Here is a 23,048-nt window from a genome sequence, read left to right as displayed (position 1 = left end):
ACCGAGCGCCTGCACTCGGCGATCGGGTACCTGCCACCAACCGAATACGAACACCTCTACCATCAACAGACCATCTCGACCGAGGCGGCCTGAATCCGAGTCTCTACCGGATCCAGGACGGTTCACCTTCACCTTCAACGGCGCGAACCATTGAGTCGCTGGGTGCAAGGACGCCCCGGGTCGCGGCTACCTGTTCCGCTCTATGCTGACCGCGGCCAAAAGCGCCCAAGGACATAAGGAGTCGGACAATGGCGACACCTCGCGACGCCCTGCTGGATCTGCGGCGGGCGGCCTCGGCGGGACTGCTGGATCTCGACGGGTCCAGCCCTGCCTCGAGCGAGGCCGTGCAGGTGCGGGAAACCCTGCCGGCGCCACACTTCGGGACCGTCGCCTGGTCGGTTCCGCCGAGCTACCGTGCGTTGCTGGCGGAGCACAATCGGCTGTGCTGCCAGCGGGGAGATGATGATCGAATGTGCGAGTTCGTTCTCGTGGATGAGGGGGAGTTCGTCGGGTTGAACGCCGAGTTGGTGCATATGCCCGAGGGGGTCAGTCGCGAGCCAGGGCGGTACCTGTCGACGAATCATCTGGTCGGGTTCGCCGAAGCCGGTTACGAGGCGGTGTGGTGTTTCGACGTCTCTCAGCCGGGCGAAGACGGCGAGTACCCGGTCTACTACCACCATCAAGATGAGCCACGGGCACGCTATCTCGCGGACGGTGCGTGGGAAGAGCAGGCCGACTCCGTGCCCGACTTCCCGTCGTTCGCGGCCTGGTTCGAGGCGATGGCCGCGGCCTTCACCTCCGAGCAGCCCCCAGCCTGGTTGGACGAGATGGGCACCCCGGCCCTGGTATGGCTCGCCCGTGACGGGATCTTCAAGGCCGCCGGCCGGAACTGATCGGGTGCGGGCCGGGCCGAGCTCATCGGTGTCGATGCCTGTAAGAGCCCACCTGAGTTCTCAGATGGGCTCTAAGGGATATGTCTCACCCCCGCCAATGCTGCCGGCTCTTCGCGGCGTAGTCCCGGGGTGCGCCGGTTGCCCGGTCCGATCGGTAGGCCGACTTCGGTGGGTCCGATCGACCCGCGTCGGATCCGCAGGAACTCGGCCATCGCGTTCATCCCTCGAGTGTGCCGGCGACCGGGCGAGTCCGGGTGGCCGTGTCACACCCAGGAACCGCGCGCTCACGCCCTTGTTGCCGAGGGCGAGGACGTGACGATTGTCGGCCGAACCATGGATCGACTCGCCACGGCGCGAGCGGAGCTGGAGCGGGCCGGAAATGGCAGGGTGTACACCATGGGAGCCGATATCGGCCGGGAGGAGGACGTGGCCGGGTTGTTCGCCGGGGACCGGCGTGTGGATCACGTGGCGGTGACCGCCGCCGATGCCACCGGTGTGTACGGCCCGACCGCTGGGCTCGCCACCACCACAGCCCGTAGCCGGAACGTCAGCGAACTGAGCTTTGTTTCGTATCCGCGACCTCATCCATCAGCATCCGCAAGGTGAGCGAGTGTTTTTCCGGCGGCAAAGCATCCAGCGCCGCCCGCGCAATATTCACGCCTTGCGTTCTATCACCTGCACGCGCGAGCATCAGACCCCGGTGCATATCGAGATGTGTTGCAAATCGCGGTAGTTCCGCAGGCAGTTCCGCACGCGCGTTCTCCTGTGCCTTGACGGCGATCTTCTCATCGCCCAGACGTGCCGCGAGCAGCGACAGGAAGACATTCACCCGCCACCACGGCACCGCGTAGTCAGAAGTCTGTTCCTCGGAGTGTGAGTGATCGAATTCGCGCCAACTCGTGTCTATCAACACGCGCGCCGTACCGTGATCTCCCCGAATCGCTGCCGCATGCGCCTTACCCCACAGTGAATTCAACCGGCCCAAGCTGTGCCGATCCGAAATGGCAAGTGCTTGGTCGGCGAATGCGTTCGCAACGACTAGAGACGCACCCTCATAGCCCAGCGCGATAGCGGCCCGCCCGCGTACCCATACCCGAATATCGGTGTCCTCGGAACGGTCTGCCGCGTCGGCCGCCATGCGATACCACGAAATCGCCTTGTTCCCGTCGCTTCCCGGATACGTTTTCGCGAACAAAGTCATCAATCGCGCTGCTACCGCCCACATGCGGGGAGAGTCCAATTGTTGTTGCAGCACAACAAGATCAGCCGTCAACCGTTGCTGAATCTGCGCCGCGCCTTGACTCATGTAGTCGGTGCCGTACTGAGCCAACTTCGCTTCCCAGCTGTCCACTGTCGGCCCTGTAGCATGCAGCCGCGACGAGAAGCCGTGCGACAGTAGATCGGAAGCGACTACCGGCGCGATCGACGTAGCGGCCAGGTGTGACAGGAATCCTCGGCGGTTCACATCTGCCTCCAAAAGTTCGGGCGGGTAGTCCAGCACCGTAGCCAGATGCCGCAACCAGTACGGCGACGGCTCCGTCCTGCCGGACTCCCAGTGTCGCGAGATGTATTCCCGCGTCATGTTCGAGCCAGAGACCTTGGTCAGCTCACTAGCCAGCCTGCTCTGGCTCCAACCCCTGGCAACGCGCAGCTCACGCACCACTGTTCCCGTAGCCACAGACATGCCACTCAGCTTGCCACCCGAGGCAGGCCACTCGATAGGGCACCGAGCCGGAATGCCACCCCCGATGCCACTAGCCCACCCCGACGAGGGGCGGCGCGCGACCGATGCCACCCGTATGCCACTCCCGACGAGACACATTCGAATTGGACGCTGGATATCAGCACCCCCGCCGGGATGTCAGGTTCCCCCGTTCCAGCCCCGGCGCGGGCACCCATGACGCGAACGAGCAGGGAGGCGCAGGGATGCGGAGAACAGGTCAGTTCGACGGCGAGACCGCGTGGCACCGCTACCACAGGGTGTCGAACCGACTGCGCAGCAGTAACCCCGAGTCCGCCACCCTCGCCCAGATGGCGGCCCAGGGACCGCCACCGCCGCCCACATTCGACCCGGTTCCCCCATGGCTGGACTGGTACACCAGCCAACCTCCGACACCTGTCGTCTTCTCGTTCCTGTTGGTTCGTCTGCACTTCGATGGGCTTTTGAGCAGCGACGAAGTGGACGCCTACGCGGGCAGGGCCACCGCGGATTCCATGGCCGAGATCAAGGCGACGTTGCAGGCACGCGCGCAGATCGCCGCCGCCCACCACGCACAGGGGGACTCGTGACCGCCGACACCGCCCGCTCGCGCTGCCTGTACTTGTAACCTGCCCGCGATCGTGGAACCCAACACCGGAGCGATCAAGGTCCGTACCGGCCTGGTCTGGGCGATCGAGATAGGTTCCGAGATAGCGCAATTGGTGAAAGTCGACCTCGACCGTCGCAACCAGGGCGGGGGACCGATCATCTGCCACCCGCGCCAGGCGGTGTGGGTCTTCCTCGTGCGCTCCGACATCCCCGCCCCCGTCATCGACCGGGAATCGCGACTATGGGCGGGCCGGGTCAAGGTACTCGAGCACGGTCACCAGGTCGCCCTCCCGTCACCCGAGGCGCGCGGGGTGTTCTACCGGGGATGGATCACCGCGACCCACAGCCCCTACCGGCCGTCCGGACTCGCCGTCCTCGATTCCGTCCGAACCGTGCTGACCGGCGTCGACGCCGTGACCGTCACCACCCGCCTACCCGTCATGGCCCTACGCACGGCCTGACCGATAAGTCTTCCCCACACAACCAGGACTACCACCGGTGCCATCCGCCGATGTGTGGCGATCCGTTGGTGTGCGGGGGAGAACAGGAATCCCTCACCGGCCGACCCGTACCGAGGGCTGCATCCGCGAAATCATCGACCGATACCGGGAAGCGGCCCTGTCCACCCTCGCCGCCTACGACGACGCCATCGGCGCGCATACCTTCCCCAGCTGACCAACCCGCAACCACGACAACGTCGTGCCGAGGAGCGTGAGAACTGATGAACCGCAACGCGATCGGACTCATACACCTCGGCATGACCGACCAGATGCTCGCCGCACAGACCACCATCAAAGGTTTGGCGAAGCGCTACCGATACCAGCTCGTCCGCATCCTCACCATCGACGCCGACACCTACATGCCCACCACGCTCATCATCGGCACCGCCGCTCAAGCCCGAGCCGCCGCCATCATCACCCCCGACCCGAACCACCTCGGCGTCACCTACAAGACCATCTCCCGCGCCTGCCCGATCCTGCTCCCGACCGGACTCATGCCCGCAACGACCGCGTACACCACCGGCACCCGATGAAACCCCCGTACCTCCAGGAACGTCCCGCACGGACTCGGTACCGGCACACACTGTGGCGCAGTATGCCGGTAGGCCCACGAGGAACCAGCGCGGGAACGGCAGCCCCCGGTGAGTCCCCCTCGCGCAGACGACTCACCGGGGACCGCTGCCCCTACCCTGAACGGGCGACATCCACACCAACCGAGGGAACGGGGAACACCGACAATGGACAGCGAACAACTCGGCCTGGACTTCCACGTCGAACAGACCCCATGGGGCAAATGGGTCAATCCCGAACGCCGTGCCACCCAAACCTGCAAGTTCATGAAATATGCGGGACTGCAACAGATTCCGGCACAGCCATGGCCGGAGGACTCGCCCGAGGTCGCACGGATAGATCCACTCGTCGCCGCACTGTTCCCCGACATGGCAACCGCCATGGCGCCGGAGAGCGCCGACAAGGCCGACGCGTTCATCTGCTTCATGGGCGAATGCTTCATCAAATACGTGGGCGCGGAATGGATCGACTGGCAAAGCTTCGCGCCTGGCTACTCGTTCTACCAGGATGTGAATCCGGCCGTGTTGTGCGACACGGACGATGAAGATGAAATCGGAATGTGGCACCTGGTCAAAGACATGATCGAGGATCACTCCGACGACGGAGGCATGTTCTCCTATTTCGCCTCGACAGTCCGAGAATACGCTACCTATCACAACGAAAAGCGTCAGGCGGACGCTAACGTCAAATAGTTACCGCAGGGGGGATGTGTGCCGGCTTACGACAAGGACCGCGAGAACCGCAGCTCAAATGACAAGGGGAGGATTTTCGAGAACGGAGCGCGGATCTTCTTTCGGGATGTCGGGAACGGGTACGTCAAGGACGAGACAAAATACGGAGACCACCAGGTCTGAAGCAAAATAAAATTCGACGCGGTTAAACGCGAGCAAGGAAAGATATATACCATAGAGTACAAGTCCGGAGAGATGACGGGGAAGAAGGATGACAAGCAACTTCAGGTTACCCGAGCTCTACTCGGAAGGGGTGATGTACAACATCATACGCTGCGGACCGTCGAAGGCGAGCCGATAAATCCCGCCACACAAGAACTGATAAGACAACTGGCCCTCGAATTTCCTGGCAACTTCACGCACGAGATAATTGCACGCGAAGACGCCAGGCAGATATGGGCTCTCGGACTGCAATGCGAGCCAGATGCCCAACTGGAACTGCCCGGCGTAACCGAGCTGGCACGCAGGCAGAAAATCCAACAGCAAGCGCAGGTCAGAGAAAAGTCCAAGGACACCGCCCGCGAGAATCAGCGCGAAACCCGAGCCCACATCAACGAACCCCGCGCACCCGCCCGCGGCCCCCAACGAACCCCGCCAGTGCAGCAGCGCACGGAACCCATTGTCTCTGTTGAGAATTCACGCGACAAGCTCGAACACCGCGCACCCGCCACACCGGAACTCGCAGCCGACCGCAGCGAACGCGAACCAGTCGACATGCGCCGCCTCGTCGAAAACCTCCGCGAAGCCGAATACCTCGAAACCAGGCAACAAGCCCTCCGCGACGCCATCACCGCCCACACCCGCGACATCACCGCCGCCCACCACACCGGCAACCCCCTCGAAGTCGAACGTTTACGCCGGACTCATGCCGCACTGTCCGAAGAACTGACGACCTTGCGGGATCTGGATCGCGCCGTTGCCCACGACTACCACCGGGCACTCGGTTTCAGCGTCGAAGACGCCGCCCTGGTCGTGGAATACGACCAACCCGGACGCGACGCCACCCGCGCCGACATGGTCGCCGGCGTCGAGGCCATCGGGACCGAGGTCCGCCGACAGGACTGGACCCGCGAACTCGACCCCCACAACGAGCGCATCGACGAACTCACCCGTCAACGCGTCCACGAGATCAGCGCACGCGTCGCGAGCCCGCGTGTCCGCGAATCCGAGATCGGCAGCGCCCGCGACAGCGCCGAGAAACTACGCCTCGACCCCGCGGCCGCGACCGAACAACACCTCGACATCGAAAAATTCCGTGCCGTGCGCGAAGGTGTGAAGGTCGGCTACGACCCCGCCACCCGCACCCACATATTCCAGCGCGACGGAGCCGACCCGATAGCCGTCGCCCACGACGACCGCGAAAGACGCATGGGCGAAGACGCCCGACGCGTCGACGCCGGAATGGACCTCGAAAGAATCGAAGCCGAGCACCTGGTCGAACTCGGCCACGCCCACGCCGTCGAGGAAGCCGCTCGCGCCCGACTCCAAGACGCACCACGAGCATCGGCGTTGACCCACGAACACAGCCTCGACCGAGGACTACACCGCGACCGATGACACCCCCGCCGCCCACGCGTTCATACCTCGAGTGTGCCGGCGAGCGGGTGAGTCCGGGTGGCCGTGTCACACCCAGGAACCACGCGGCCTTCCCCGGTCTTCGCGCAGCGCGCAGTGTTCGAGCCATGACGGAGACATTGATCATCGGCGGAAGTTCGGGCATGGGATTCGCTCTTGCTCACGCCCTTGTCGCCGAGGGCGAGGACGTGACGATTGTCGGCCGAACCATGGATCGACTCGCCGCGGCGCGAGCGGAGCTGGAGCGGGCCGGAAGCGGCAGGGTGTGCACCATGGGAGCCGATATCGGCCGGGAGGAGGACGTGGCCGGGTTGTTCGCCGGGGACCGGTGTGTGGATCACGTGGTGGTGACCGCCGCCGATGCCACCGGTGTGTACGGCCCGACCGCTGGGCTCGCCACCACCACAGCCCGTAGCCTCCTGGACGCCAAGCTGCTCGGCGCGTGGCTGGTCGGTAAGCACGCCGCCGGGAAGGTGACCGAATCGCTCACGTTCACATCGGGTATCAACGCCTATCGACCGAACGGATCGAACACGATCATGGCCGCGGCCAACGGCGCATTGGCTTCCCTGGCTTCCGGATTGGCCATCGAAATGGCGCCGGTGCGCGTGAACGTGGTATCACCCGGCTGGGTCGACACTCCCATATGGAACCAACTCGACATGGACAAGCGGGCGGCGTTCGCCGACCTGGCGAAACGACTGCCCGCCCGTCGTATCGGCGTCCCCGACGATATAGCCCAGGCGTTCCTGGCCCTGATGCGCAACCGGTTCATCACCGCGACCGTGCTGCATGTCGATGGCGGTCACCGCTTCGCCTGATTCGGTCGGAGTGCCGGCCCAGGGCGGGCCGACCGGTTACCCGATGGCTCTGTCGGTGTTCTCCCAGAAGCGGGCGCGGATCGACTTCTTGTCCGGTTTGCCGAGGGCGGTCACCGGGACCGAGTCGACGATCTCCACGCGTTTGGGCGATTGGATCGAACCCTTCCGATCCTTCACCGCCGCTTGGATTTCGGCGGTGAGCGTCGCGATCGCCGTGTCGTCGCGGGCGGCTTCGGCGCGCAGTACGACCACGGCGGTGACGGCCTCACCCCATTTGGGGTCGGGGGTGCCGATGACGCAGACCTGGGAGACCGACGGGTGTTCGGCGATCACGTCTTCGACCTCGCGGGGGAAGACGTTGAATCCGCCGGTGACGATCATGTCCTTGGTGCGGTCGACGATGTACCAGAATCCGTCCTCGTCGGCGCGGGCCAGGTCGCCGGTGTGCAGCCAGCCGTCGCGGAAGGTGTCGGCGGTCTGGTCGGGCAGGCCCCAGTAGCCGCCGGAGACCAGGGGACCGCTGACGCAGATCTCGCCGACTTCCCCTTGCGCCACCGGTTTGTCGTTCTCGTCGAGCAGGGCGGTGCGGGCGAGCAGGGTGGGGCGTCCGCAGGAGGTGAGCCGCTTCTCGTCGTGGTCGCCCTTTGCGAGGTAGGTGATGGCCATCGGCGCCTCGGATTGGCCGTAGTACTGGGCGAAGATCGGGCCGAATCGCCGGATGGCCTCCGCCAGTCGGACCGGGTTCATGGCGGAGGCGCCGTAGTAGACCGTGTCGAGGGAGCTGAGGTCGCGGGTGTGGGAATCGGGGTGGTCGAGCAGGGCGTAGAGCATCGACGGCACCAGCATGGTCGCGGTGATGCGTTGTTCCTCGATGGTCGCCAGCACCTCGGCGGGATCGAACTTGGGCAGTACGACCATCTGCCCGCCCTTGACCACGGTCGGGGTGAAGAACGCGGCGCCTGCGTGCGAGAGCGGCGTGCACATCAGGAATCGGGGGTTGGCGGGCCATTCCCATTCGGCGAGTTGGATTGTCGTCATCGCGCTGATGGATCCGACGGTAGCCATCACGCCTTTCGGACGCCCGGTGGTGCCGCCGGTGTAGGAGAGTCCGCCGATGTGGTCGGGCGGGAGTTCGGCGACGGACAGGGGAGCGGGTCGGTAGTTCCGCGCGGTGGCGGCGAGGTCGACGGCGACGTCGGCGAGGATGTCGGGGACCGGTCCGATGGTGAGGATGCGGGTGAGGGATTCGACCCGGTCGACGAGCGCCAGCGCGCGTTCGGCGAACATCGGGTTCGGGTCGATGATGAGCGAGGTGACGCCCGCGTCGGCGAGTACGTAGGCGTGGTCGTCGAGCGATCCCATCGGATGCAGGGCGGTGCGCCGGTAGCCGCGAGTGCTGCCCGCGCCGATGATGATCAGCACCTCTGGCCGGTTCAGGGCCAGCAGTCCGAGCGCGGCGCCGGTGCCAGCCCCCAGCGCTTCGAGGGCCTGGACGTATTGGCTGATACGTTCGGAGAGTTCGCCGCCGGTGAGGGTGGTGTCGCCGAGCAGCAGGACCGGCTTGTCGCGGTTGCGTTCGAGCGCGGCGGCGGTCAGATGACCCGCGTGCACCGGGTGTCGCAGCAGTTCGTTGCTCATGCGGGACGGCTCCTGCCGGAAAGGGTGGGGAGTTCGAACGAGCGGACCGGCATCCTCGAAGCGCCGGGCCGACCACGATCCCAGGCCATACAGCGTTGTCTCATTTGTATGACAATAGAGCAGCAACCTGCGCATATCGGCCGAATACTGAAACCTGTTCTAATCTCCTGCATCGGCGCAGGACTACCGGACGGTGACGCGATGCAGCCGAGGCGGTGCGCGCGGCGACAGTCTTAGTTGGATCCGGTTCCCGCCGCGAGTCGAGGCAATTGCTTGGCGGCGGCGTCGACCGCTTCGAAGGCGTAGGGGACCATCTGACCACGGTAGGCAGCCACCGCGTGCTCGAGTGGATCGCCGACGAGGGCTCGGCGAGAGGTACGGTGCTCGACAGGCGCGCGGAAGGCTGCGGCCCTCGGCGCACGGGGTCCACCCGAAGCGGGCCATAGTGAGTGGCCGAAGGTTACGAACCGTCCTCGGTGACGGGAGCTTCGGATTCGAGGTGGGCGATGATGGCCTCGTGCACCGCGTCGGGTTTCTCCAGATGCAGGAAATGCCCGGCGTTTTCGATGCCGACCACGCGACTTCCCGCGGGCAGTCTCCGCTCCAGGCCGTGGAAGAATTCGGGCCGCAGGCATCCGTCGGTGGTGCCGTAGAGCTGGAGGATCGGTCGCAGCGGCGGCGCGGTCAGAAGTTTGTCGAGTTCTCGGTCGCGAGTCGATTGCGAACGGGGACGGACCAGTTGGCGGTAGTAGCCGATGATCGCCGAGCGGTGCTGCGCTGTGGGCGCCGACTCGGCCAGGTGGGCCAGGTCTTCGGCAGCGTCGTATCCGGGTGACCAGCGGCGCCAGAGCAACGCGGTCTGCGGCGTGAAGAATCGTTCGGGCAGGGCGGGCAGTTGGTTGGCGAGGATGTACCAGCTGTTCACCGACTGCGCCGCGGCCCGCGACACCTGGCGTAGGAAATTCTCGCGGGTGAACGTCACAGCGGTCAGCGGTGGCACCGCCATGCCGACCATCGAACGGAACGGCGAATCCGGCATGGCCGCGGCGGCATTCGCGGAGAACGCGCCCCAGTCGTGGCCGATGATCACCGCCTCCGGCGCGTCGACCCGCGCGGCGATGTCGATGGCGTCGGCCACGCGGGAGCCGACCGACAGATTCCCGTCGGCGGGCAGGCTGGACGGTGCGTAGCCGCGGGTGAACGGCGCGACCACGTAGTAGCCGCGATCGGCCAGCACCGGGCCGAGATACCGCCAGGTCCAAGCGGTGTCGGGATAGCCGTGCAGGCACAGTGCGAGCGGCGCGCCACGCTCACCCCAGGTCAGGGCGTGCAGTGTCACGCTGTCGAGATCGAAGACGGCCCGGCCGGGGGATACGGTCGCCATCACGCCGCCCGCAGGAAGCGGCCGGTGCGCGTCTGCCCGACGATCGGCTCGGCGACGCCGTGCCGGAATACCGGCTGCCCGTTCACCATCACCAATGCGACGGTCGCGTCGTTGCGGTTCACCATGCGCGACAGGCCTCCGTATTCCTCGATGGCTTGCTCGTGGTATTCCTCGAGCGAGTCGTCCAAACGCTCCGGGTCCACGACGAGCAGATCCGCGCGGTCGCCCAGACGCAGGTGACCGCCGTCGATTCCGTACCAGTCGGCGATCTCGCCGGAGAGGCGACGCACCGCCGCCGCGACGGTCATGAACGGTTCGCCCGCCAGTTCGGCGTCGCGCACGTGTTTGAGCAGCCGCAGCCCAAAGTTGTAGAAGGCCATGTTGCGCAGGTGCGCGCCCGCGTCGGAGAAACCGATCTGCACACCGGGGCAGCGCGCGAGCTTCTTCAGCATCTCCGGCCGGTGGTTGGAGATCGTGGTGCGCCAACGCAGCTTGTCGCCGTACTCGACCACCAGGTCGAGGAACGCGTCAACGGGATGGGCGATGCCGCGATCGGTGGCGACCTGTCCGAAGGACTTGCCGATCACGGAAGTGTCGGGGCAGTCGACGATTTCGGCGTCGTAGAAGTCGCGGTGCCAGACGCGCGGTCCGCGGGTGGCGTCGTAGTCGGCGCGGAAGCGGCGGCGGTAGTCGGGATCCCGCATCAGCGCGTTGCGTTCGATCTCGTCGGCCAGATGCAATGCGGCGGCGCCGGATCCGAACTCCTCGAACACCGCGAGGGCGATGCCGTCGGCGTAGACCTCGAACGGGACCGGCAGATGCTGCCAGCGGAAATCCGCGCCGAGCGCGTTCACGAACGCGGCCAGCGGTCCCATCGCCTTGACGACCATCGGGTCGGCCTTGATGTCGGCGGCCGAGAGCAGGCTGGTCTTGAGGTGGCGGCGGCCGATGCCGAGCGAACCGAACACCTGGGAGCCGACCGACATCGGGTTGGAGATGTCGGGACCCGTTTGCAGCACACGGCCTCGGCGCCGCAGAATCGCGTTGAGGCGGCGCTTCTCGCGCGCGGTGGCGTAGGTGGAGGGCAGGGTGCGGGAACGGCAGACCTCGCCGTCGAGTTTGTCGAAGAGCAGCTGCTGCGAGGACAGTCCGACGAAGCCTGCGTCGAGCGCGTCGCGGAGCATGCGCTCCATCCGGTCCTGTTGCGCGCCGGTCGGTTTCACGTCGTCGCGGGTGGCGTTGTCGAGGCCCATCACCGCGGCGCGGATATCGGAATGGCCGAGGAAGGCGGCCACGTTCGGGCCGAGCGGGCGCTGTTCGAGCGCATCCGCGTAGCCTGCGGGATCGGACCAGGTCTTGGCCGAATCGACCGCGCCGACAACGTGTTCGCGAGGAATCGCCTCCACCCGGCCGAACAGGTCGCCCGCATCGGACCCGTCGACGTAGACAGTCGACAGCGAACACGAACCGAGCAGCACCGTCGTCACGCCGTGGCGCAGCGATTCCGACAGTTGCGGGCGGATTAACGCCTCGATGTCGTAGTGGGTGTGGATGTCGACCATGCCGGGCAGCACCCATCGGCCCTCGGCATCGATGGTCTCACCGGTCGTCCGCAGCGGAATCTCGCTCACCGCGACGACCCGACCGTCGCGGATGCCGAGACTGCGCACAGCGGGCGGCGCACCCGTGCCGTCGTAGACCGTTCCGTCGTTGATCACGACATCGAAATCCGTGGACATCGGCGCCCCTTCCACCCGGCCGCGACGTCGTCGCGGCACCACTGTGTGCTGCATCACGAGGTTAGGAAGGGGGCGGCGGGCGGTGCAAACATTTGCATAGCGCAAAGGTCAGTCCGCGTCCCACGGCGTCATGCCGCCGTGCCCACGGGTGATCTCGTCGGCGCTCTCGGCCACCGTGCGCCCCAGCCGGAGCAGATCGGCGCCGACGATCGGGCCGTCCAAGCACAGCACGAACACCACACCCCACACCACGCCCGCCGCGTCGAAACAGGCCGCGCTGATCGACAGCGACGAATACCTCTCGTCGTCCACGATCTCGGACAGCATGCCGATGCGATGGAAATTCGGGGTCACCATCTCGGTCGCGATCCGGGTGGCCCGCCGCGGACCAGGCACCTCCTCGTCCAGCGCGAGCACCATCCGGCGGAAATCCGCGGTCGACGGCATCAGTTCCACCGCGAAACGCCGCTTCCTGACCGTATCGAGCAACTCGACGGCCGCAGACCGGTCGGAGTCCGGCGGCAGGGCGTCCAACCAGCCGTTGCGCAGGTAGGGAGTCGCCCAGGCGGCGAGCGCCGAACCGACCGGCGGTCGGAACTCCACCCGATCGCCGAGCCGCAGCGGAATGCCGTCGCCGTCGTTCGCACCGTGCGAGATCGCGGAGATCACCAGGTGCGTCGAGGAGGTCTGGATCAGGCAGGTCATGTTCCCGGTGCGTGCGGCCAGCGCGTCGAGGACCGGGCCGTAGACACCGGCGCGCAACGTCACCAGCGCGGCATCCCCGATATTCACGAACCGAGGGCCGAGCCGGTAGGTCCGGTGCCTGCTGTCCTTGACCAGCCACCCGCAGCGGGTCAGTTCGGTGAGCATCGGATAGCAGGTCGCGGGGTCGACGCCGACCGACTTCGCCAGGTCCGTCAACCGCAGCTCGGCGCCCGGCGAGGCCGCGAGCAGTTCCACCATCTGGATCAGTCTTTCGGTCTGGGCCGATCTGCGTGCCACCGGCCCAGACTGCCACGAACGGGCGGATGAACACCCCCGATTCGGTGCGGCGAGCCGACTCGTCGGGTGGTAGCGCGAGCCGAGCTTGTCTCCCGGGTGGCCGGGCAGGCGTCGAGCGGGAAGGAGCCGATCGCGCCCGCCCGGCACTGCCCGATCACCCGTCGCAGGCGGAAGGAGCATCGGCGAGCACGCCACGGTAGCGTGAGGCGGCCGGAGAGGGCGGCGGGTAGAGCCTCGACTGGATTCTCGGTCGCCGTCCTGCACCATCCGACCGCGATCGGACCAACGAGGAGCTCGGAAATGCCCACAGTCGACGAGCTGTTCTGGCGACTGACGGTCGCGCTCGCAGACCATCTGACCGACGGCCGCAACAACTCTTCGGAAGCGGAACTCGTCTACGGGGCGGGCGAAGTGATCCGACTCTGGGTCGAGGACGGATCCGTGCGAGCCGAATTCGACAGTCCCGAAGGAGGGCCGGAGATCTGGGTGTTCGCACCGGGCCGCGACGACATCGAGGAGTTCATCGAGACCGTGGTCGACGCCGTGTGACCGCCCTCCCGCAACGCTTGGCGCCGGGGCCCATGAAAACGCGAAACCCGCGCCGTGGCGCGGGTCTCGTAGATTGTCAGCTACCTAGATGGCGCGGACGCTCTGAGCTTGCGGACCCTTCTGGCCCTGGCCGATCTCGAACTCGACACGCTGACCCTCATCGAGGGTCTTGAAGCCGGAGCCGGAGATCTCGGAGTAGTGGACGAAAACGTCGGGGCCGCCCCCGTCTTGGGCGATGAATCCGAAGCCCTTTTCGCCGTTGAACCACTTGACAGTGCCTTGCGACATACTCTTTGTTTAACTTCCTGTTTGCGAGCCGAGCGATCATTTCAACAACCCGTGCCCGCTACACAGCATGCCACATGTGCGCGCCCACCCTGGCACGGCATGCCCATCGTGGCAGCGGAGTGGCCGTGAACGGGCCTCAGCAGGCGCGCCGCGCCAGGACCGTACGAATGAACGGCTGCACGATGTCAAGGAATTCCGCTGGGGCTGAGGAGAAGGCGGCGTGCCCGGTGGGGAGTTCGCGCAACTCCGAGCCGGACACCTTGGTGTGCGTCCGCCGTCCGATGCGTGCGGGGATGGCGATATCCTTTGTGCCCCAGACGATCAGGGTCGGTGCGGTGATGGACGCGGCTCTGTCGCCGAGGTCGAACGCCGTGTCGGTGAAGCTGCGCCACAGCGAGGTGAAGACCTCGATGCCCTCCGGTGTGCGGGCGGCGGCCACGGCGCGTTCGATGATCGCCTCGTCGGCGGGTCCGTTCGGTTTCATGTAGCCGCGGATGAACGACGGCGCGACGCGGCGGGCGATCCACGGTGTTGCCAGCGCGGCGCAGAAGGCGCGCACGGCGGGCGTGCGGGGGATGAATCCACCGGTGTTCACCAGCACCAGAGCGGCCACCCGGTTCGGGCGTTCGATCGCCAGGCGCGCGGCGGCGTATCCGCCGATCGAATTGCCCACGAATACGGCGTCGCGCAGATCCGTGCCGGTCACGAACTCGTCGAGTACATCGGCCATCCGTGTCGCCGACAGCGGGCCCGAGCTGCTCGACTCGCCGTGGCCGGGCCAGTCGAGTGCGATCACCCGATGATTCTCGGCCAGCGCGGGGATGATCGGCGTGAAATCGCGCCGATCGTGCAGGGTCGCGTGCAGCAATACCACGGGGTCGCCCGAGCCGATGTCGTCGTAGGCCAGTTCGCCCGCCATGGACGTGAAGTTTCTGGTCGCCATTGCGTGTCCTCTCGACGATCCGCCGCCCGACCGAGCTTTGACCGACCGGTCGGTCACACCGTACGCTCGGACCACCCACCCGAGCAAGGAGGTTCACGCGTGAAAACCACACCGGTGGCGCCCGCGCCTACAGCGCCCTTCGCCGACAAACTCGCCTACTACCGCACCCAGCACACCTCTCGCGGCGTCAACATCACCCACCAGATCGGCACGCCGATCATCGTTCTCGGCATCCCGTTGATCTTCGCGAAACCGCGAATCGGCATCCCGATGTTCGTGGGCGGCTGGCTCCTGCAGATCATCGGGCATCGCCTGTTCGAGAAGAATCTGCCGTCCACCCACAAAGGATGGATCACCTACCAGCTGACCGGTCTGATCCATGTCTGCGAGGCATACGGCGACATGCTGACCCGCCGGAGCCTGCGCCGTTCGACCCGGCGCTACCGACGAACGGTGGACGAAACAGTCGGTTGACACCTCGCGCGCGCCGAATTACGTTCCCTATCCACAGCGGGGGCGATCGAGTCGGCTCGCACAGAGGCAAGGCACGCATGGACAATCCGCCGGTGATCGCCATCGGACTGCCGATCGCGCTCGCGCTCGTCATGTTCGGGCTCGGGCTGTCGTTGACCACACAGGACTTCCAGCGAGTCGTGCGCACGCCGCGCGCCGTCGGTGTGGCGCTCGGGTTGCAGATCGTGGTGCTGCCCGCTGTCGCGTTCGGATTGGTGACGGTTTTCGATCTGAGTCCGCTGCTCGCGGTGGGCGTCATGCTGCTGGCCGCCTCGCCGGGCGGAACGACGGCGGGACTGTTCAGTCACCTGTTCCGCGGTGATGTCGCGCTGAACATCACACTCACGGCGATCAATTCGGTGCTGGCGGCGGTAACCATCCCCGTCGTCACGAACTTCGCCATCGAATACTTCGGCGCCGAAGGCGAATTGGGCCTCCAGTTCGGCAAGGTGGTCCAGGTCATCGCGGTCGTGCTCATCCCGGTGGCGCTGGGAATGGCCGTCCGGCGCCGGTGGCCGTCCTCGGCCGAGCGCGCGAACAAGCCCGCACGCATCTTCTCGATAGTCGTGCTCGGGCTCGTGACGGTCGTCGCACTCATCGGCGAACGCGAGAACATCGCCGACTACGTTCGCTCGGTCGGCGCGGTGACCGGACTGTTCGGCGTGATCAGCCTGACAGTGGGCTACCTCGCGGCCCGCGCGCTGCGGTTGACCGAACCGCAAGCGATCGCCACATCCATGGAAGTCGGGGTGCACAACACCACCGTCGCGCTCACCATCGCACTCAGCGTCCTCGACAGTACCGAAGTGGCGATACCGAGCGCCGTCTACTCGATCCTGATGTACCTGCTGGCAACGACATTCGGATTCACCATCACCCGAATCTCCGGTCGCGACCGTGAGATGTCGGCCCCTCCCCGCTAGCGGCGGCCGTCCCGCCGTTCCGGCGTCGGGGCGCCGTTTTTCGCGGCGTGAGTCAGCCGGAGGCGTCGGTGCGCCCTGGGCACCCCGAGCCGCGCGATCCCGCGTGGTCGGGGGTGCCGAGGAAGTCGCAGAGCTCTTCGGAGAATTTCCGCCTAGGAGGAGAGCTCTCCGACGGTGACAACGGTGGCTCCTCGGGGAAACACGGTCCGGGTGAGCACTGCGTGCAGGTCGGGATCGGGGTCGGCGCAGGCGTCGGCGAGCACCGTTACGCGGTAGTCGCGATCCATTGCTTCGCGTACGGTGCTCAGCACGACGCCGCTGGTGCTGATGCCCGCGAGCAGCAGTGTGGTGATGTCGTGCTCGCGGAGTCGGTGGTCCAGGTCGGTGGTGGTGAACGCGCCGACGCGGGTCTTGCGGACGTCGATGTCTTCCGGGCGCCGGTCGAGGGCGGGGTGGACGGCGGTGGCGGGGGAATCGATGTGGAATCGGGCGCGACGCTGTGGTTCCGCTATCGGCGCCCACACGCTCGAGGGTGGGATGGCGTCGAAGTCGCTGTCTTCGAAGGCGACTCGAACCCAACCGATACGGCCCCCACGGCTGCGGATATCGCTGACGGCGGTGGTCAACCGGTCGAGCAGGGCGCCCGTGTCGGGGAGTTGGTCCGCGATGGCGACCTGGTAGTCCATGACCAATAGTGCGGTGCGGGTCGGATCGAGAGCGGACATGCGGGGGACCTTTCGGTGATCGGGCGCCGGCCCGTTTGCCGGTCGAGCACGGTGATCTGTCACGGATGCGGATGCGCGTGTCCACACATCCAGCGCGACCGAGCCGGGGCTGTGGCGAGTTGGCGCCGCACCTCTGGGGCGGCGGGAGGTGGTCGTCGGACCCGCGGGTTGCGCCGCGGAAGTGTGATGCGACTCGGTCGCATCACACTATCAACAATGTGACCGAGTTGCATCACCTACAGTGTGCTGATGGGTCGTTGGGAACCGGACGCGCGAGGCAGGTTGTTGCGCGCCGCGCTGGAGCTGTTCTCCGAACGCGGCTACGAGGCGACGACAACGGCGCAGATAGCCGAGCGTGCGGGGCTGACCAAGGCCACGTTGTTCAGACTCTTTCCGGACAAGCGTGAAATCGTGTTCCAAGGACAGGCCAGGCTCGTCGCGCTCGTCACGACAGGCGTGCAGAACGCTCCCGCTGAGGCGAGGCCGGTGGAACTGGTGGCCGCAGGTCTCTCGGCGCTGTCGGATGCGCACACCCAGGAGCACCGCGACCTCGGGCGCACACTGGATGCGATCGTCGCGTCGAGCGAGGAACTGCGCGAGCGCGCCGTGTTCAAACGCTGGGCCATCACCTCCGCATTCGAACAAGCGCTGATCGCTCGGCTCGGCGACCCCCACAAAGCCGGTGTTCTCGCGGATCTGGGAACACGCGCCTTCTACACCGGAGGTGAGAAATGGCTCGCGACCGACGATCGGCACTGTCTCGCCGACTACGTCCTGCGCGAGCTGGCCTCCTACGAAGACCTCATGAGGGCTTGTTTCACGGCACAGTGAAGTCACCCGCGGCCGTATCTGATTCGTGCGACAAGTCGGGGATCGGCAGGGAGGTCAACGGCCCGACCCGAGTGCACGGAGGGCGGCGCTGCGGATCTCTGCGCGGACCGTGTCGTCTAAGCTGTCCTCCTGCAATGCGGACAGGACGGTTTGGGCAACGGCGAATGCCGCGCGGGCGCGGACGAGAGTTGCCCGCGTCGGGGCGGGGCCCGCGAGGAGTTCGATGATTCGGCGGCAGGCGGCGTCGGTGTCGTGCTGGGGGATGAGGCCTGCCACCGAAGGATCGCCCGCGAAAGCGATGAACAGGGCGCCGGTTTCGGCCGCGCCGTCGATGTAGTCGGTGAGGATGCGCGCTGGGCTCAACTGCTCCCGCTCGGCGCGCTCGATCAGTCCGGAGACCGCGGTGGACGGCGCGTCCAGAAGTTCGGCGACGATACTGTCCTTGGTCTTGAAGTGGTAGAGCACCACCGCTTTGCTCGCGCGGGCCGCCGCGGCGATATCGGCGATCGAAGTCGCGGCATATCCTCTGCGCAGGAACAGCTCTCGCGCGGCCGTCAATATCTCTTCGCGACGAGCGGTGGTCATCGGGTAGTCGTCAGTACGATCTTGCCGCGCAGATGTCCGCGTTCCGCGCGCTCGTGCGCGCCACGCGCCTCGTTCAGGGGGTAGACACTGTCGATGGCGACGGTAAGCCTACCGGCGTCGAACAATTCGTTCAGTGCGCGCAGGTCGGCGCCGCTGGAGCTGACCTGGGTACCGACCGTCACGATTCCACGCCGCGAAAGCTCCTCGGGCGGATAGAAAGCCAGGGTGATGGGATTCAACCTGCCTCCGTCGACAACGGCGGGCAGCCATCGCGCCGCATCCGCTCCCCCGACACTGCCCACACAGTCGATCACGGCGTCCACCGTACCGACGGCCGTGACCGGATCGTCTGCGGTGTAGTCGACGAATGTGTCGACGCCCAACTCCCGCAAGAACTTCTCGTGGCGTCCCGAGGCGACCGCGACCACCTTCGCGCCGTGCGATCGAGCCAATTGCACCGCGAAATGGCCGACACCGCCCGCCGCGCCGACTACGAGCACTCGCTCGCCCGGCAGCACCGCGCCCGCACGATGGATCTGCTGCCATGCGGTCAACGCCGCCATCGGCGCCGCCGCCGCTTCGACGTGATCGAGCCGCCTCGGTTTCGGCGCCAGATCCGCGACCGGCGCGTTCACGTATTCCGCGTGGGTGCGACCGTGGCCGCGACCGTCGAACGGCGGGAAGCGCACCAAACCGTAGACGTCGTCGCCCACCTCGAAATCGGTGACGTCCGCGCCGACGGCGACGACCACGCCGGAGACGTCGGCGCCGGGTACGGACGGACGCGCGATCGAGGGTCGGTACTGCGGCGGCAGATCCGCGAATCCGTTGCGCCCGCGCAGATCCGAAGGGTTCATTCCCGCCGCGCGCACCTCGATCAGCACCTCGCCCACTCCTGCGGTCGGCCGGTCGATCTCCTCCACTCGCACCACCTCGGGACCGCCCGAGGTGAATACCAGCACCGCTCGCATCGTCGACATGTCCTCGCACACCTTCCACCCATCCTGACCGATCGGTCAGGATTCTCATTGTGCACCCCTCCTGACCGATCGGTCAAGACTGCTCGTGTCAGGTAGTGGACTACGCGTGCGCTGCCCAGTGCCACCTCCATAGCGTTGCTGTGGCAGTGACTTTCGCACCGAGCGAGTCCGAACAGAGAGGAGACATGTGTCATGGCATTGAACGCGAGTTGGGCACATGGCAGCGCCATTGTTGTCGAATCACCAGAGGCGACAGCGTTTATCGCACATCGCGGTCAAGGTACCGAACTCGGGTTCAATCCCGGTAAGGCGTCGTGGCTGCATGCACCGGTACCGACACCGGTCATGGTTGGTGGACGGCGTGCAAAGATCATCCGCGCCTTCCTCTGCTTCAATATCCCCCAACCCGACAACGAGATTCGGGCAGTCCACATTTTCGACGGCGGAAATCGGATCTTCGCGTGGAACGATCTCCATATCGGTGGCAACCACCTCACGATCGGTTCCAAGAACACGTTCGAGCTGCCCAACCCCGTTGCTGTCGCCACCGGGATCTCGATCACTTTCCTATTCCAAGCCGCAATCGGCTTCGATACCAATATCGGCCCTCAGAAGCTGGCCTTCGTGACATACGGTGCGGATTTCGACGTGTGAGTCACGCATCGGCGGGCGCCTCGAGATGCTCACCGACGTTGGGCGCACGGAGGGGACATGCCGGTATTAGAGCCGCCGCCGACCGGGCGCGGACCGACGATGATCGCCGACTGTTCAGCTCGAAGCTTTGGATCGCGTCGAGCAACATCGAGATCGCGGCGTTGGACGCCGATCAGGGAATTCCGCGCCGGTATAGGCGAGAAAGTCCGGAAGATGGCTCGCGGCGGTGCCGCAGCCTGAGCCGCGCTTCTGAACACACCCACTTCGAGGGCAAAACCGCTGGTCGGCGGGTCTCTCTGCTGCGGCCGGACGGGCAGATGTTCACCGCGATGCTGGATGGCCGGCGCAACCAGGAGTTGGCCCGGAACCTGGCGTTCTCGATGATCAATTCGCGGGAGAAGATGGTGCGCGTTCACCTCGCACGCCGAGGAGTTCCTGTGGGCGTGGAGTTCGTCTGGCGCCTGGTCACGCAAACCCCGGAACGGCTGTCCATGTCGGTACTGGCGGCGCTCTGGTGACGTATTCGGCTGCACCCCAGCCGATTTGATCACCACCAGAGCCGAGAACGTCGCGCCCGCAAGACCGCGGCCGCCGGCGCGAACGTCGTCGACCTGGCCGCCACGATCCAGCCCGAACGAGCCCGCATCCGACCCGACCGATGAGTCTGCCGCCCAGCCGCGAACAGCTCGAACGCTGGTAGAAACGTGACTGCGTTCGCCGCGGCCGGTACGCCTACGTCGCGGCCCACTGGCCGGACGGCCCGTGCTGCCGCACCTGTGGCGACCGCGCACCACGGGGCCGTGGCCGCTGCTGACCCCGGCGCGGACCCCGATCTGCACCGAATGCGCCGGGTTCCGGCTCTCGGTTGCCTGCGTCCGCTGCGGCACGGAGGGAAAACCGGCGGCACCTGGAACCGCTGCGCACCCGGCGACCACAGCCGCTGACCGTTGCCGGGCGGATAGACCGAGCACCCGATGCCGGTTCTCGACCCGGATACCGCCGTTTTCGGCAGCGGTCCCGTTGTCGGCATGACGATCTCGGATGTCGTGTACGCGGCGGCCGTCAGCTTGCGGTTCCCGCGCTGCGCCAGCACCCGTTGTTCGGCCGCGACGTGGTCCTCGTCGTCTTCAACCCCTTGGCACGTCACCGAATCCGGGGTTATTCGGGCGAGTACAGCTCGGGCTTGAACAGTGCCTCGGCCCCGGCACGGGTGAAGAGTTTTCGTTGCAACGAACGCAGGATCGTGATCGCTTCGGCGTCGCGCATCGGGCTGACCAGCTGGAACTCCACACCCGCGCCGAACAGATCGCTGCCGAAAGCCAATTCGCTGAGGAAGAGCACCCTGGCGGTTTCGGTCTCGGTCAGCGTCGCCTGGTTGCTGACGGCGTGTCGAAGCCTGCCGACTTCCTCGTTGAACTGGCGTCGGTCGAAGAAGCCCAGTGCACGCACCGGGATCGGCGCACCGTGTGACACTCCGGTCCAGCTGGCCAGCGCCGCGTCCACGAAGTCGTGTTCCCTGGGCGTCAGCTTCGACATATCGAATTCCAACGGTGTATCTCCTGATGTCGTAGTTACCGATTACCGCCGGGTTTTCCGGGCGGCGTCCCGCCGGCGCCGCCCGTACCATGTGGAGGTTCGAGTGATGGATTCTCGGTCTGGTTGGTGAGACGGATGAACTCGTCCAAGGGCTTCTCCGGTCGATAGACCGTGCCGTGATCATCGGAGCTCGGGTCGACGATCACGATGAACCCGTCGTAGCTCATCATGACCGGGTCGCCTTTGTAGTCCTTGCCCAGCCGCTCCATTTCCGGGCCTTGGATGATCCGATAGACCTTCTCGGCGAGTTGGTCCTGGGTCATCCCCTCGAAGTCTTTGCGGTGCTTGGCCCAGGCGTGACCGTAAGCGATTTCTTGTGCCATTCTCATGGCGGGGTCGTTGCTCCATCCGCCAGGCGGTTGTGGGAGGCCGTCGTTCGGGGCTTGGAACAGGATGTCGCTCGACTCGGCCAGCTGGAGCTGTTCGTTGGCCTCGGTGATCTTCGCGCCCCACTGTGCGTCGGCCGTCGCGAGGGTGGAGACCAGGCCCGCCAGGCGTGAGAGTTGGGTGCCCGCTTCGGAATCCCAGTCCTCGACCCCGGTGATTCTCCAGTCGTCGGCGACGGTGACCGGCGCCGCGACGTAGTGCTGGAAGATCGTCTTGATCTCGGTCAGCGGGTATTCCATGTCGCGCGCGGCACCCGCGCAGGCGGTGCCGAGGTCGTAGAACGCGGTGGCGATGGTGCGCATCTGGGTTTGTTCGCGGTCGGCCTTGTCCTCGGCAGCCTGACGTGCTTCACCCTGCCAAGCGAGATCGTCGTGGATCACGGTGTGCATCGAGTTCGACGCCTTCACGATCGCATCCGCGATCTGAGTGGACCTCTGCCCGATTCCAGCCAGTGCGGAGATGTCCCAGCCCACTACCTCACCCGGGGTGGGTGTCGCTCTAGTGACCATCATCGGCCCCGGCGGGGATCAGGTCGGTGACCGCGGCCAGCTGTGCGGCGACCGCCATGTCGTTGTCATCGAAGGTGTTCGCCGCATGGGCGAGCAACTGCGAGAAGTGACTGAACCGCGCCTTCAACGCATCCCGGGCCTGCGTCGCCAACGCAGTGGTCTGGCCGAGACTATGCCCGACCACGGAACCCGTCAGCTTTCCCTCGACCTGATCAGCGCCCACCGACGGAGAACCATCGATATCGGCCGGCAGCCGAGCCAACGCATCCGCTGCTGTCCGCAAGCTCTCCGGATCGACCTCGAACACCACTCGCCCCCTCTACCCTCCGAGCCCTCGTCTTCGTGCCCAGCCTAGTCAACCGCGCCGACCACCCGTTACAAAGCTTTGTTCTGGAAGGGGTCGC

Annotated in this window: 27 protein-coding genes; 13 read left to right on the top strand and 14 right to left on the bottom strand. The window is 66.0% G+C overall.

Annotated features, from left to right (window positions below; genetic code table 11):
* Nucleotides 1-248 precede the first annotated feature (248 nt).
* Nucleotides 249-893, top strand: a complete 645-nt coding sequence (locus IT779_RS30025) for an SMI1/KNR4 family protein (RefSeq protein ID WP_196152823.1) — start codon at nt 249-251, stop codon at nt 891-893.
* A 547-nt stretch (nt 894-1,440) separates the two neighbouring features.
* Here IT779_RS30025 and IT779_RS30020 read toward each other — a convergent pair.
* Complete coding sequence (locus tag IT779_RS30020; protein WP_332839032.1) at nt 1,441-2,553, bottom strand: helix-turn-helix domain-containing protein; 1,113 nt, start codon at nt 2,551-2,553, stop codon at nt 1,441-1,443.
* Nucleotides 2,554-2,819: 266 nt separating this feature from the next.
* Here IT779_RS30020 and IT779_RS30015 point away from each other — a divergent pair, with 266 nt between their 5' ends.
* The 4 genes from IT779_RS30015 (at nt 2,820) to IT779_RS30000 (ending at nt 4,963) form a co-directional block, all read left to right on the top strand.
* Nucleotides 2,820-3,182 (top strand): hypothetical protein, encoded by a 363-nt coding sequence (locus IT779_RS30015; protein ID WP_196152822.1) that lies wholly within the window; start codon nt 2,820-2,822, stop codon nt 3,180-3,182.
* A 51-nt stretch (nt 3,183-3,233) separates the two neighbouring features.
* Nucleotides 3,234-3,662 (top strand): DNA-directed RNA polymerase subunit beta, encoded by a 429-nt coding sequence (locus tag IT779_RS30010; protein ID WP_196152821.1) that lies wholly within the window; start codon nt 3,234-3,236, stop codon nt 3,660-3,662.
* Between the two features lie 260 nt (nt 3,663-3,922).
* Nucleotides 3,923-4,234 carry a hypothetical protein gene (locus IT779_RS30005; protein ID WP_196152820.1) on the top strand — a complete coding sequence of 104 codons (312 nt, stop codon included), beginning with the start codon at nt 3,923-3,925 and terminating at the stop codon, nt 4,232-4,234.
* Between the two features lie 204 nt (nt 4,235-4,438).
* On the top strand, nt 4,439-4,963 hold the full coding sequence (locus IT779_RS30000; protein ID WP_196152819.1) for a hypothetical protein: 525 nt from the start codon (nt 4,439-4,441) through the stop codon (nt 4,961-4,963).
* A 279-nt stretch (nt 4,964-5,242) separates the two neighbouring features.
* On the opposite strand, the gene IT779_RS29995 is transcribed toward IT779_RS30000, so the two are convergent.
* On the bottom strand, nt 5,243-5,551 hold the full coding sequence (locus IT779_RS29995) for a hypothetical protein (protein WP_196152818.1): 309 nt from the start codon (nt 5,549-5,551) through the stop codon (nt 5,243-5,245).
* Nucleotides 5,552-5,716: 165 nt separating this feature from the next.
* Here IT779_RS29995 and IT779_RS29990 point away from each other — a divergent pair, with 165 nt between their 5' ends.
* Both IT779_RS29990 and IT779_RS29985 read left to right on the top strand, forming a co-directional pair.
* Nucleotides 5,717-6,559 carry a hypothetical protein gene (locus tag IT779_RS29990; RefSeq protein ID WP_196152817.1) on the top strand — a complete coding sequence of 281 codons (843 nt, stop codon included), beginning with the start codon at nt 5,717-5,719 and terminating at the stop codon, nt 6,557-6,559.
* A gap of 125 nt (nt 6,560-6,684) precedes the next feature.
* A complete protein-coding gene (locus IT779_RS29985; protein WP_196152816.1) occupies nt 6,685-7,398 on the top strand; it encodes an SDR family oxidoreductase in 714 nt (237 codons plus the stop codon).
* Nucleotides 7,399-7,434: 36 nt separating this feature from the next.
* On the opposite strand, the gene fadD8 is transcribed toward IT779_RS29985, so the two are convergent.
* The 4 genes from fadD8 to IT779_RS29965 form a co-directional block, all read right to left on the bottom strand.
* A complete protein-coding gene (gene fadD8, locus IT779_RS29980) occupies nt 7,435-9,036 on the bottom strand; it encodes a fatty-acid--CoA ligase FadD8 (protein ID WP_196152815.1) in 1,602 nt (533 codons plus the stop codon).
* A 460-nt stretch (nt 9,037-9,496) separates the two neighbouring features.
* Nucleotides 9,497-10,420, bottom strand: a complete 924-nt coding sequence (locus IT779_RS29975) for an alpha/beta fold hydrolase (protein WP_196152814.1) — start codon at nt 10,418-10,420, stop codon at nt 9,497-9,499.
* Entirely contained in the window at nt 10,420-12,159 is a 1,740-nt protein-coding gene (locus tag IT779_RS29970) for an N-acyl-D-amino-acid deacylase family protein (protein ID WP_196152813.1), read from the bottom strand. Before IT779_RS29970 ends, IT779_RS29975 begins: the two co-directional genes overlap by 1 nt.
* Nucleotides 12,160-12,267: 108 nt before the next feature.
* Entirely contained in the window at nt 12,268-13,161 is an 894-nt protein-coding gene (locus tag IT779_RS29965; protein WP_196152812.1) for a helix-turn-helix domain-containing protein, read from the bottom strand.
* Nucleotides 13,162-13,461: 300 nt separating this feature from the next.
* Between IT779_RS29965 and IT779_RS29960 the strand changes: the two genes are divergently transcribed.
* Nucleotides 13,462-13,710 (top strand): hypothetical protein, encoded by a 249-nt coding sequence (locus tag IT779_RS29960; RefSeq protein WP_196152811.1) that lies wholly within the window; start codon nt 13,462-13,464, stop codon nt 13,708-13,710.
* 84 nt (nt 13,711-13,794) lie between these two features.
* Here IT779_RS29960 and IT779_RS29955 read toward each other — a convergent pair whose 3' ends face one another.
* Together IT779_RS29955 and IT779_RS29950 are read right to left on the bottom strand one after the other, a co-directional pair.
* Nucleotides 13,795-13,998, bottom strand: a complete 204-nt coding sequence (locus IT779_RS29955; RefSeq protein WP_196152810.1) for a cold-shock protein — start codon at nt 13,996-13,998, stop codon at nt 13,795-13,797.
* A gap of 136 nt (nt 13,999-14,134) precedes the next feature.
* The gene (locus IT779_RS29950; protein WP_196152809.1) at nt 14,135-14,941 is read right to left on the bottom strand and encodes an alpha/beta fold hydrolase; all 807 of its coding nucleotides are present in this window, start codon (nt 14,939-14,941) and stop codon (nt 14,135-14,137) included.
* A gap of 99 nt (nt 14,942-15,040) precedes the next feature.
* Between IT779_RS29950 and IT779_RS38915 the strand changes: the two genes are divergently transcribed.
* Both IT779_RS38915 and IT779_RS29940 read left to right on the top strand, forming a co-directional pair.
* Entirely contained in the window at nt 15,041-15,415 is a 375-nt protein-coding gene (locus IT779_RS38915) for a DUF962 domain-containing protein (RefSeq protein WP_196152808.1), read from the top strand.
* 77 nt (nt 15,416-15,492) lie between these two features.
* The gene (locus tag IT779_RS29940) at nt 15,493-16,377 is read left to right on the top strand and encodes a bile acid:sodium symporter family protein (protein ID WP_196152807.1); all 885 of its coding nucleotides are present in this window, start codon (nt 15,493-15,495) and stop codon (nt 16,375-16,377) included.
* Nucleotides 16,378-16,529: 152 nt separating this feature from the next.
* Here IT779_RS29940 and IT779_RS29935 read toward each other — a convergent pair whose 3' ends face one another.
* Nucleotides 16,530-17,102 carry a cysteine hydrolase family protein gene (locus IT779_RS29935; protein ID WP_196152806.1) on the bottom strand — a complete coding sequence of 191 codons (573 nt, stop codon included), beginning with the start codon at nt 17,100-17,102 and terminating at the stop codon, nt 16,530-16,532.
* A gap of 249 nt (nt 17,103-17,351) precedes the next feature.
* On the opposite strand from IT779_RS29935, the gene IT779_RS29930 reads away from it, so the two are divergent.
* Nucleotides 17,352-17,933 carry a TetR/AcrR family transcriptional regulator gene (locus tag IT779_RS29930; protein WP_196152805.1) on the top strand — a complete coding sequence of 194 codons (582 nt, stop codon included), beginning with the start codon at nt 17,352-17,354 and terminating at the stop codon, nt 17,931-17,933.
* Between the two features lie 54 nt (nt 17,934-17,987).
* On the opposite strand, the gene IT779_RS29925 is transcribed toward IT779_RS29930, so the two are convergent.
* Nucleotides 17,988-18,518, bottom strand: a complete 531-nt coding sequence (locus tag IT779_RS29925) for a TetR family transcriptional regulator (RefSeq protein ID WP_196152804.1) — start codon at nt 18,516-18,518, stop codon at nt 17,988-17,990.
* Nucleotides 18,515-19,498 (bottom strand): NADP-dependent oxidoreductase, encoded by a 984-nt coding sequence (locus IT779_RS29920; RefSeq protein WP_232542230.1) that lies wholly within the window; start codon nt 19,496-19,498, stop codon nt 18,515-18,517. Before IT779_RS29920 ends, IT779_RS29925 begins: the two co-directional genes overlap by 4 nt.
* Nucleotides 19,499-19,690: 192 nt before the next feature.
* On the opposite strand from IT779_RS29920, the gene IT779_RS29915 reads away from it, so the two are divergent.
* On the top strand, nt 19,691-20,152 hold the full coding sequence (locus IT779_RS29915) for a DUF6623 family protein (protein ID WP_196152803.1): 462 nt from the start codon (nt 19,691-19,693) through the stop codon (nt 20,150-20,152).
* Nucleotides 20,153-20,190: 38 nt separating this feature from the next.
* Nucleotides 20,191-20,670, top strand: coding sequence for a hypothetical protein (locus tag IT779_RS29910; protein ID WP_196152841.1), 480 nt, complete (start codon nt 20,191-20,193; stop codon nt 20,668-20,670).
* Between the two features lie 640 nt (nt 20,671-21,310).
* On the opposite strand, the gene IT779_RS29905 is transcribed toward IT779_RS29910, so the two are convergent.
* The 3 genes from IT779_RS29905 to IT779_RS29895 form a co-directional block, all read right to left on the bottom strand.
* Entirely contained in the window at nt 21,311-21,688 is a 378-nt protein-coding gene (locus IT779_RS29905; protein ID WP_196152802.1) for a hypothetical protein, read from the bottom strand.
* A gap of 35 nt (nt 21,689-21,723) precedes the next feature.
* Nucleotides 21,724-22,542: a hypothetical protein gene (locus tag IT779_RS29900; protein ID WP_196152801.1), complete on the bottom strand. Its 819-nt coding sequence runs from the start codon at nt 22,540-22,542 to the stop codon at nt 21,724-21,726.
* A 91-nt stretch (nt 22,543-22,633) separates the two neighbouring features.
* Complete coding sequence (locus IT779_RS29895) at nt 22,634-22,954, bottom strand: hypothetical protein (RefSeq protein WP_196152800.1); 321 nt, start codon at nt 22,952-22,954, stop codon at nt 22,634-22,636.
* Nucleotides 22,955-23,048: the final 94 nt, after the last annotated feature.

The organism is Nocardia bovistercoris (assembly GCF_015674855.1).
GTDB classification, from domain to species: Bacteria; Actinomycetota; Actinomycetes; order Mycobacteriales; family Mycobacteriaceae; genus Nocardia; species Nocardia bovistercoris.
This window is presented reverse-complemented; position numbering and strand designations above follow the sequence as displayed.

Bases quoted from the DNA above. Each gene is read 5' to 3' on its own strand.
- fadD8 (WP_196152815.1), bottom strand. From the start codon at position 9,036: ATGAGCAACGAACTGCTGCGACACCCGGTGCACGCGGGTCATCTGACC.
- IT779_RS29925 (WP_196152804.1), bottom strand. From the start codon at position 18,518: ATGACCACCGCTCGTCGCGAAGAGATATTGACGGCCGCGCGAGAGCTG.
- IT779_RS29915 (WP_196152803.1), top strand. From the start codon at position 19,691: ATGGCATTGAACGCGAGTTGGGCACATGGCAGCGCCATTGTTGTCGAA.
- IT779_RS30015 (WP_196152822.1), top strand. From the start codon at position 2,820: ATGCGGAGAACAGGTCAGTTCGACGGCGAGACCGCGTGGCACCGCTAC.
- IT779_RS29960 (WP_196152811.1), top strand. From the start codon at position 13,462: ATGCCCACAGTCGACGAGCTGTTCTGGCGACTGACGGTCGCGCTCGCA.
- IT779_RS29935 (WP_196152806.1), bottom strand. From the start codon at position 17,102: ATGTCCGCTCTCGATCCGACCCGCACCGCACTATTGGTCATGGACTAC.
- IT779_RS29905 (WP_196152802.1), bottom strand. From the start codon at position 21,688: ATGTCGAAGCTGACGCCCAGGGAACACGACTTCGTGGACGCGGCGCTG.
- IT779_RS29975 (WP_196152814.1), bottom strand. From the start codon at position 10,420: ATGGCGACCGTATCCCCCGGCCGGGCCGTCTTCGATCTCGACAGCGTG.
- IT779_RS29950 (WP_196152809.1), bottom strand. From the start codon at position 14,941: ATGGCGACCAGAAACTTCACGTCCATGGCGGGCGAACTGGCCTACGAC.
- IT779_RS30025 (WP_196152823.1), top strand. From the start codon at position 249: ATGGCGACACCTCGCGACGCCCTGCTGGATCTGCGGCGGGCGGCCTCG.
- IT779_RS29990 (WP_196152817.1), top strand. From the start codon at position 5,717: ATGCGCCGCCTCGTCGAAAACCTCCGCGAAGCCGAATACCTCGAAACC.
- IT779_RS29985 (WP_196152816.1), top strand. From the start codon at position 6,685: ATGACGGAGACATTGATCATCGGCGGAAGTTCGGGCATGGGATTCGCT.
- IT779_RS29940 (WP_196152807.1), top strand. From the start codon at position 15,493: ATGGACAATCCGCCGGTGATCGCCATCGGACTGCCGATCGCGCTCGCG.
- IT779_RS29920 (WP_232542230.1), bottom strand. From the start codon at position 19,498: ATGTCGACGATGCGAGCGGTGCTGGTATTCACCTCGGGCGGTCCCGAG.
- IT779_RS29970 (WP_196152813.1), bottom strand. From the start codon at position 12,159: ATGTCCACGGATTTCGATGTCGTGATCAACGACGGAACGGTCTACGAC.
- IT779_RS29955 (WP_196152810.1), bottom strand. From the start codon at position 13,998: ATGTCGCAAGGCACTGTCAAGTGGTTCAACGGCGAAAAGGGCTTCGGA.
- IT779_RS30000 (WP_196152819.1), top strand. From the start codon at position 4,439: ATGGACAGCGAACAACTCGGCCTGGACTTCCACGTCGAACAGACCCCA.
- IT779_RS29930 (WP_196152805.1), top strand. From the start codon at position 17,352: ATGGGTCGTTGGGAACCGGACGCGCGAGGCAGGTTGTTGCGCGCCGCG.
- IT779_RS30005 (WP_196152820.1), top strand. From the start codon at position 3,923: ATGAACCGCAACGCGATCGGACTCATACACCTCGGCATGACCGACCAG.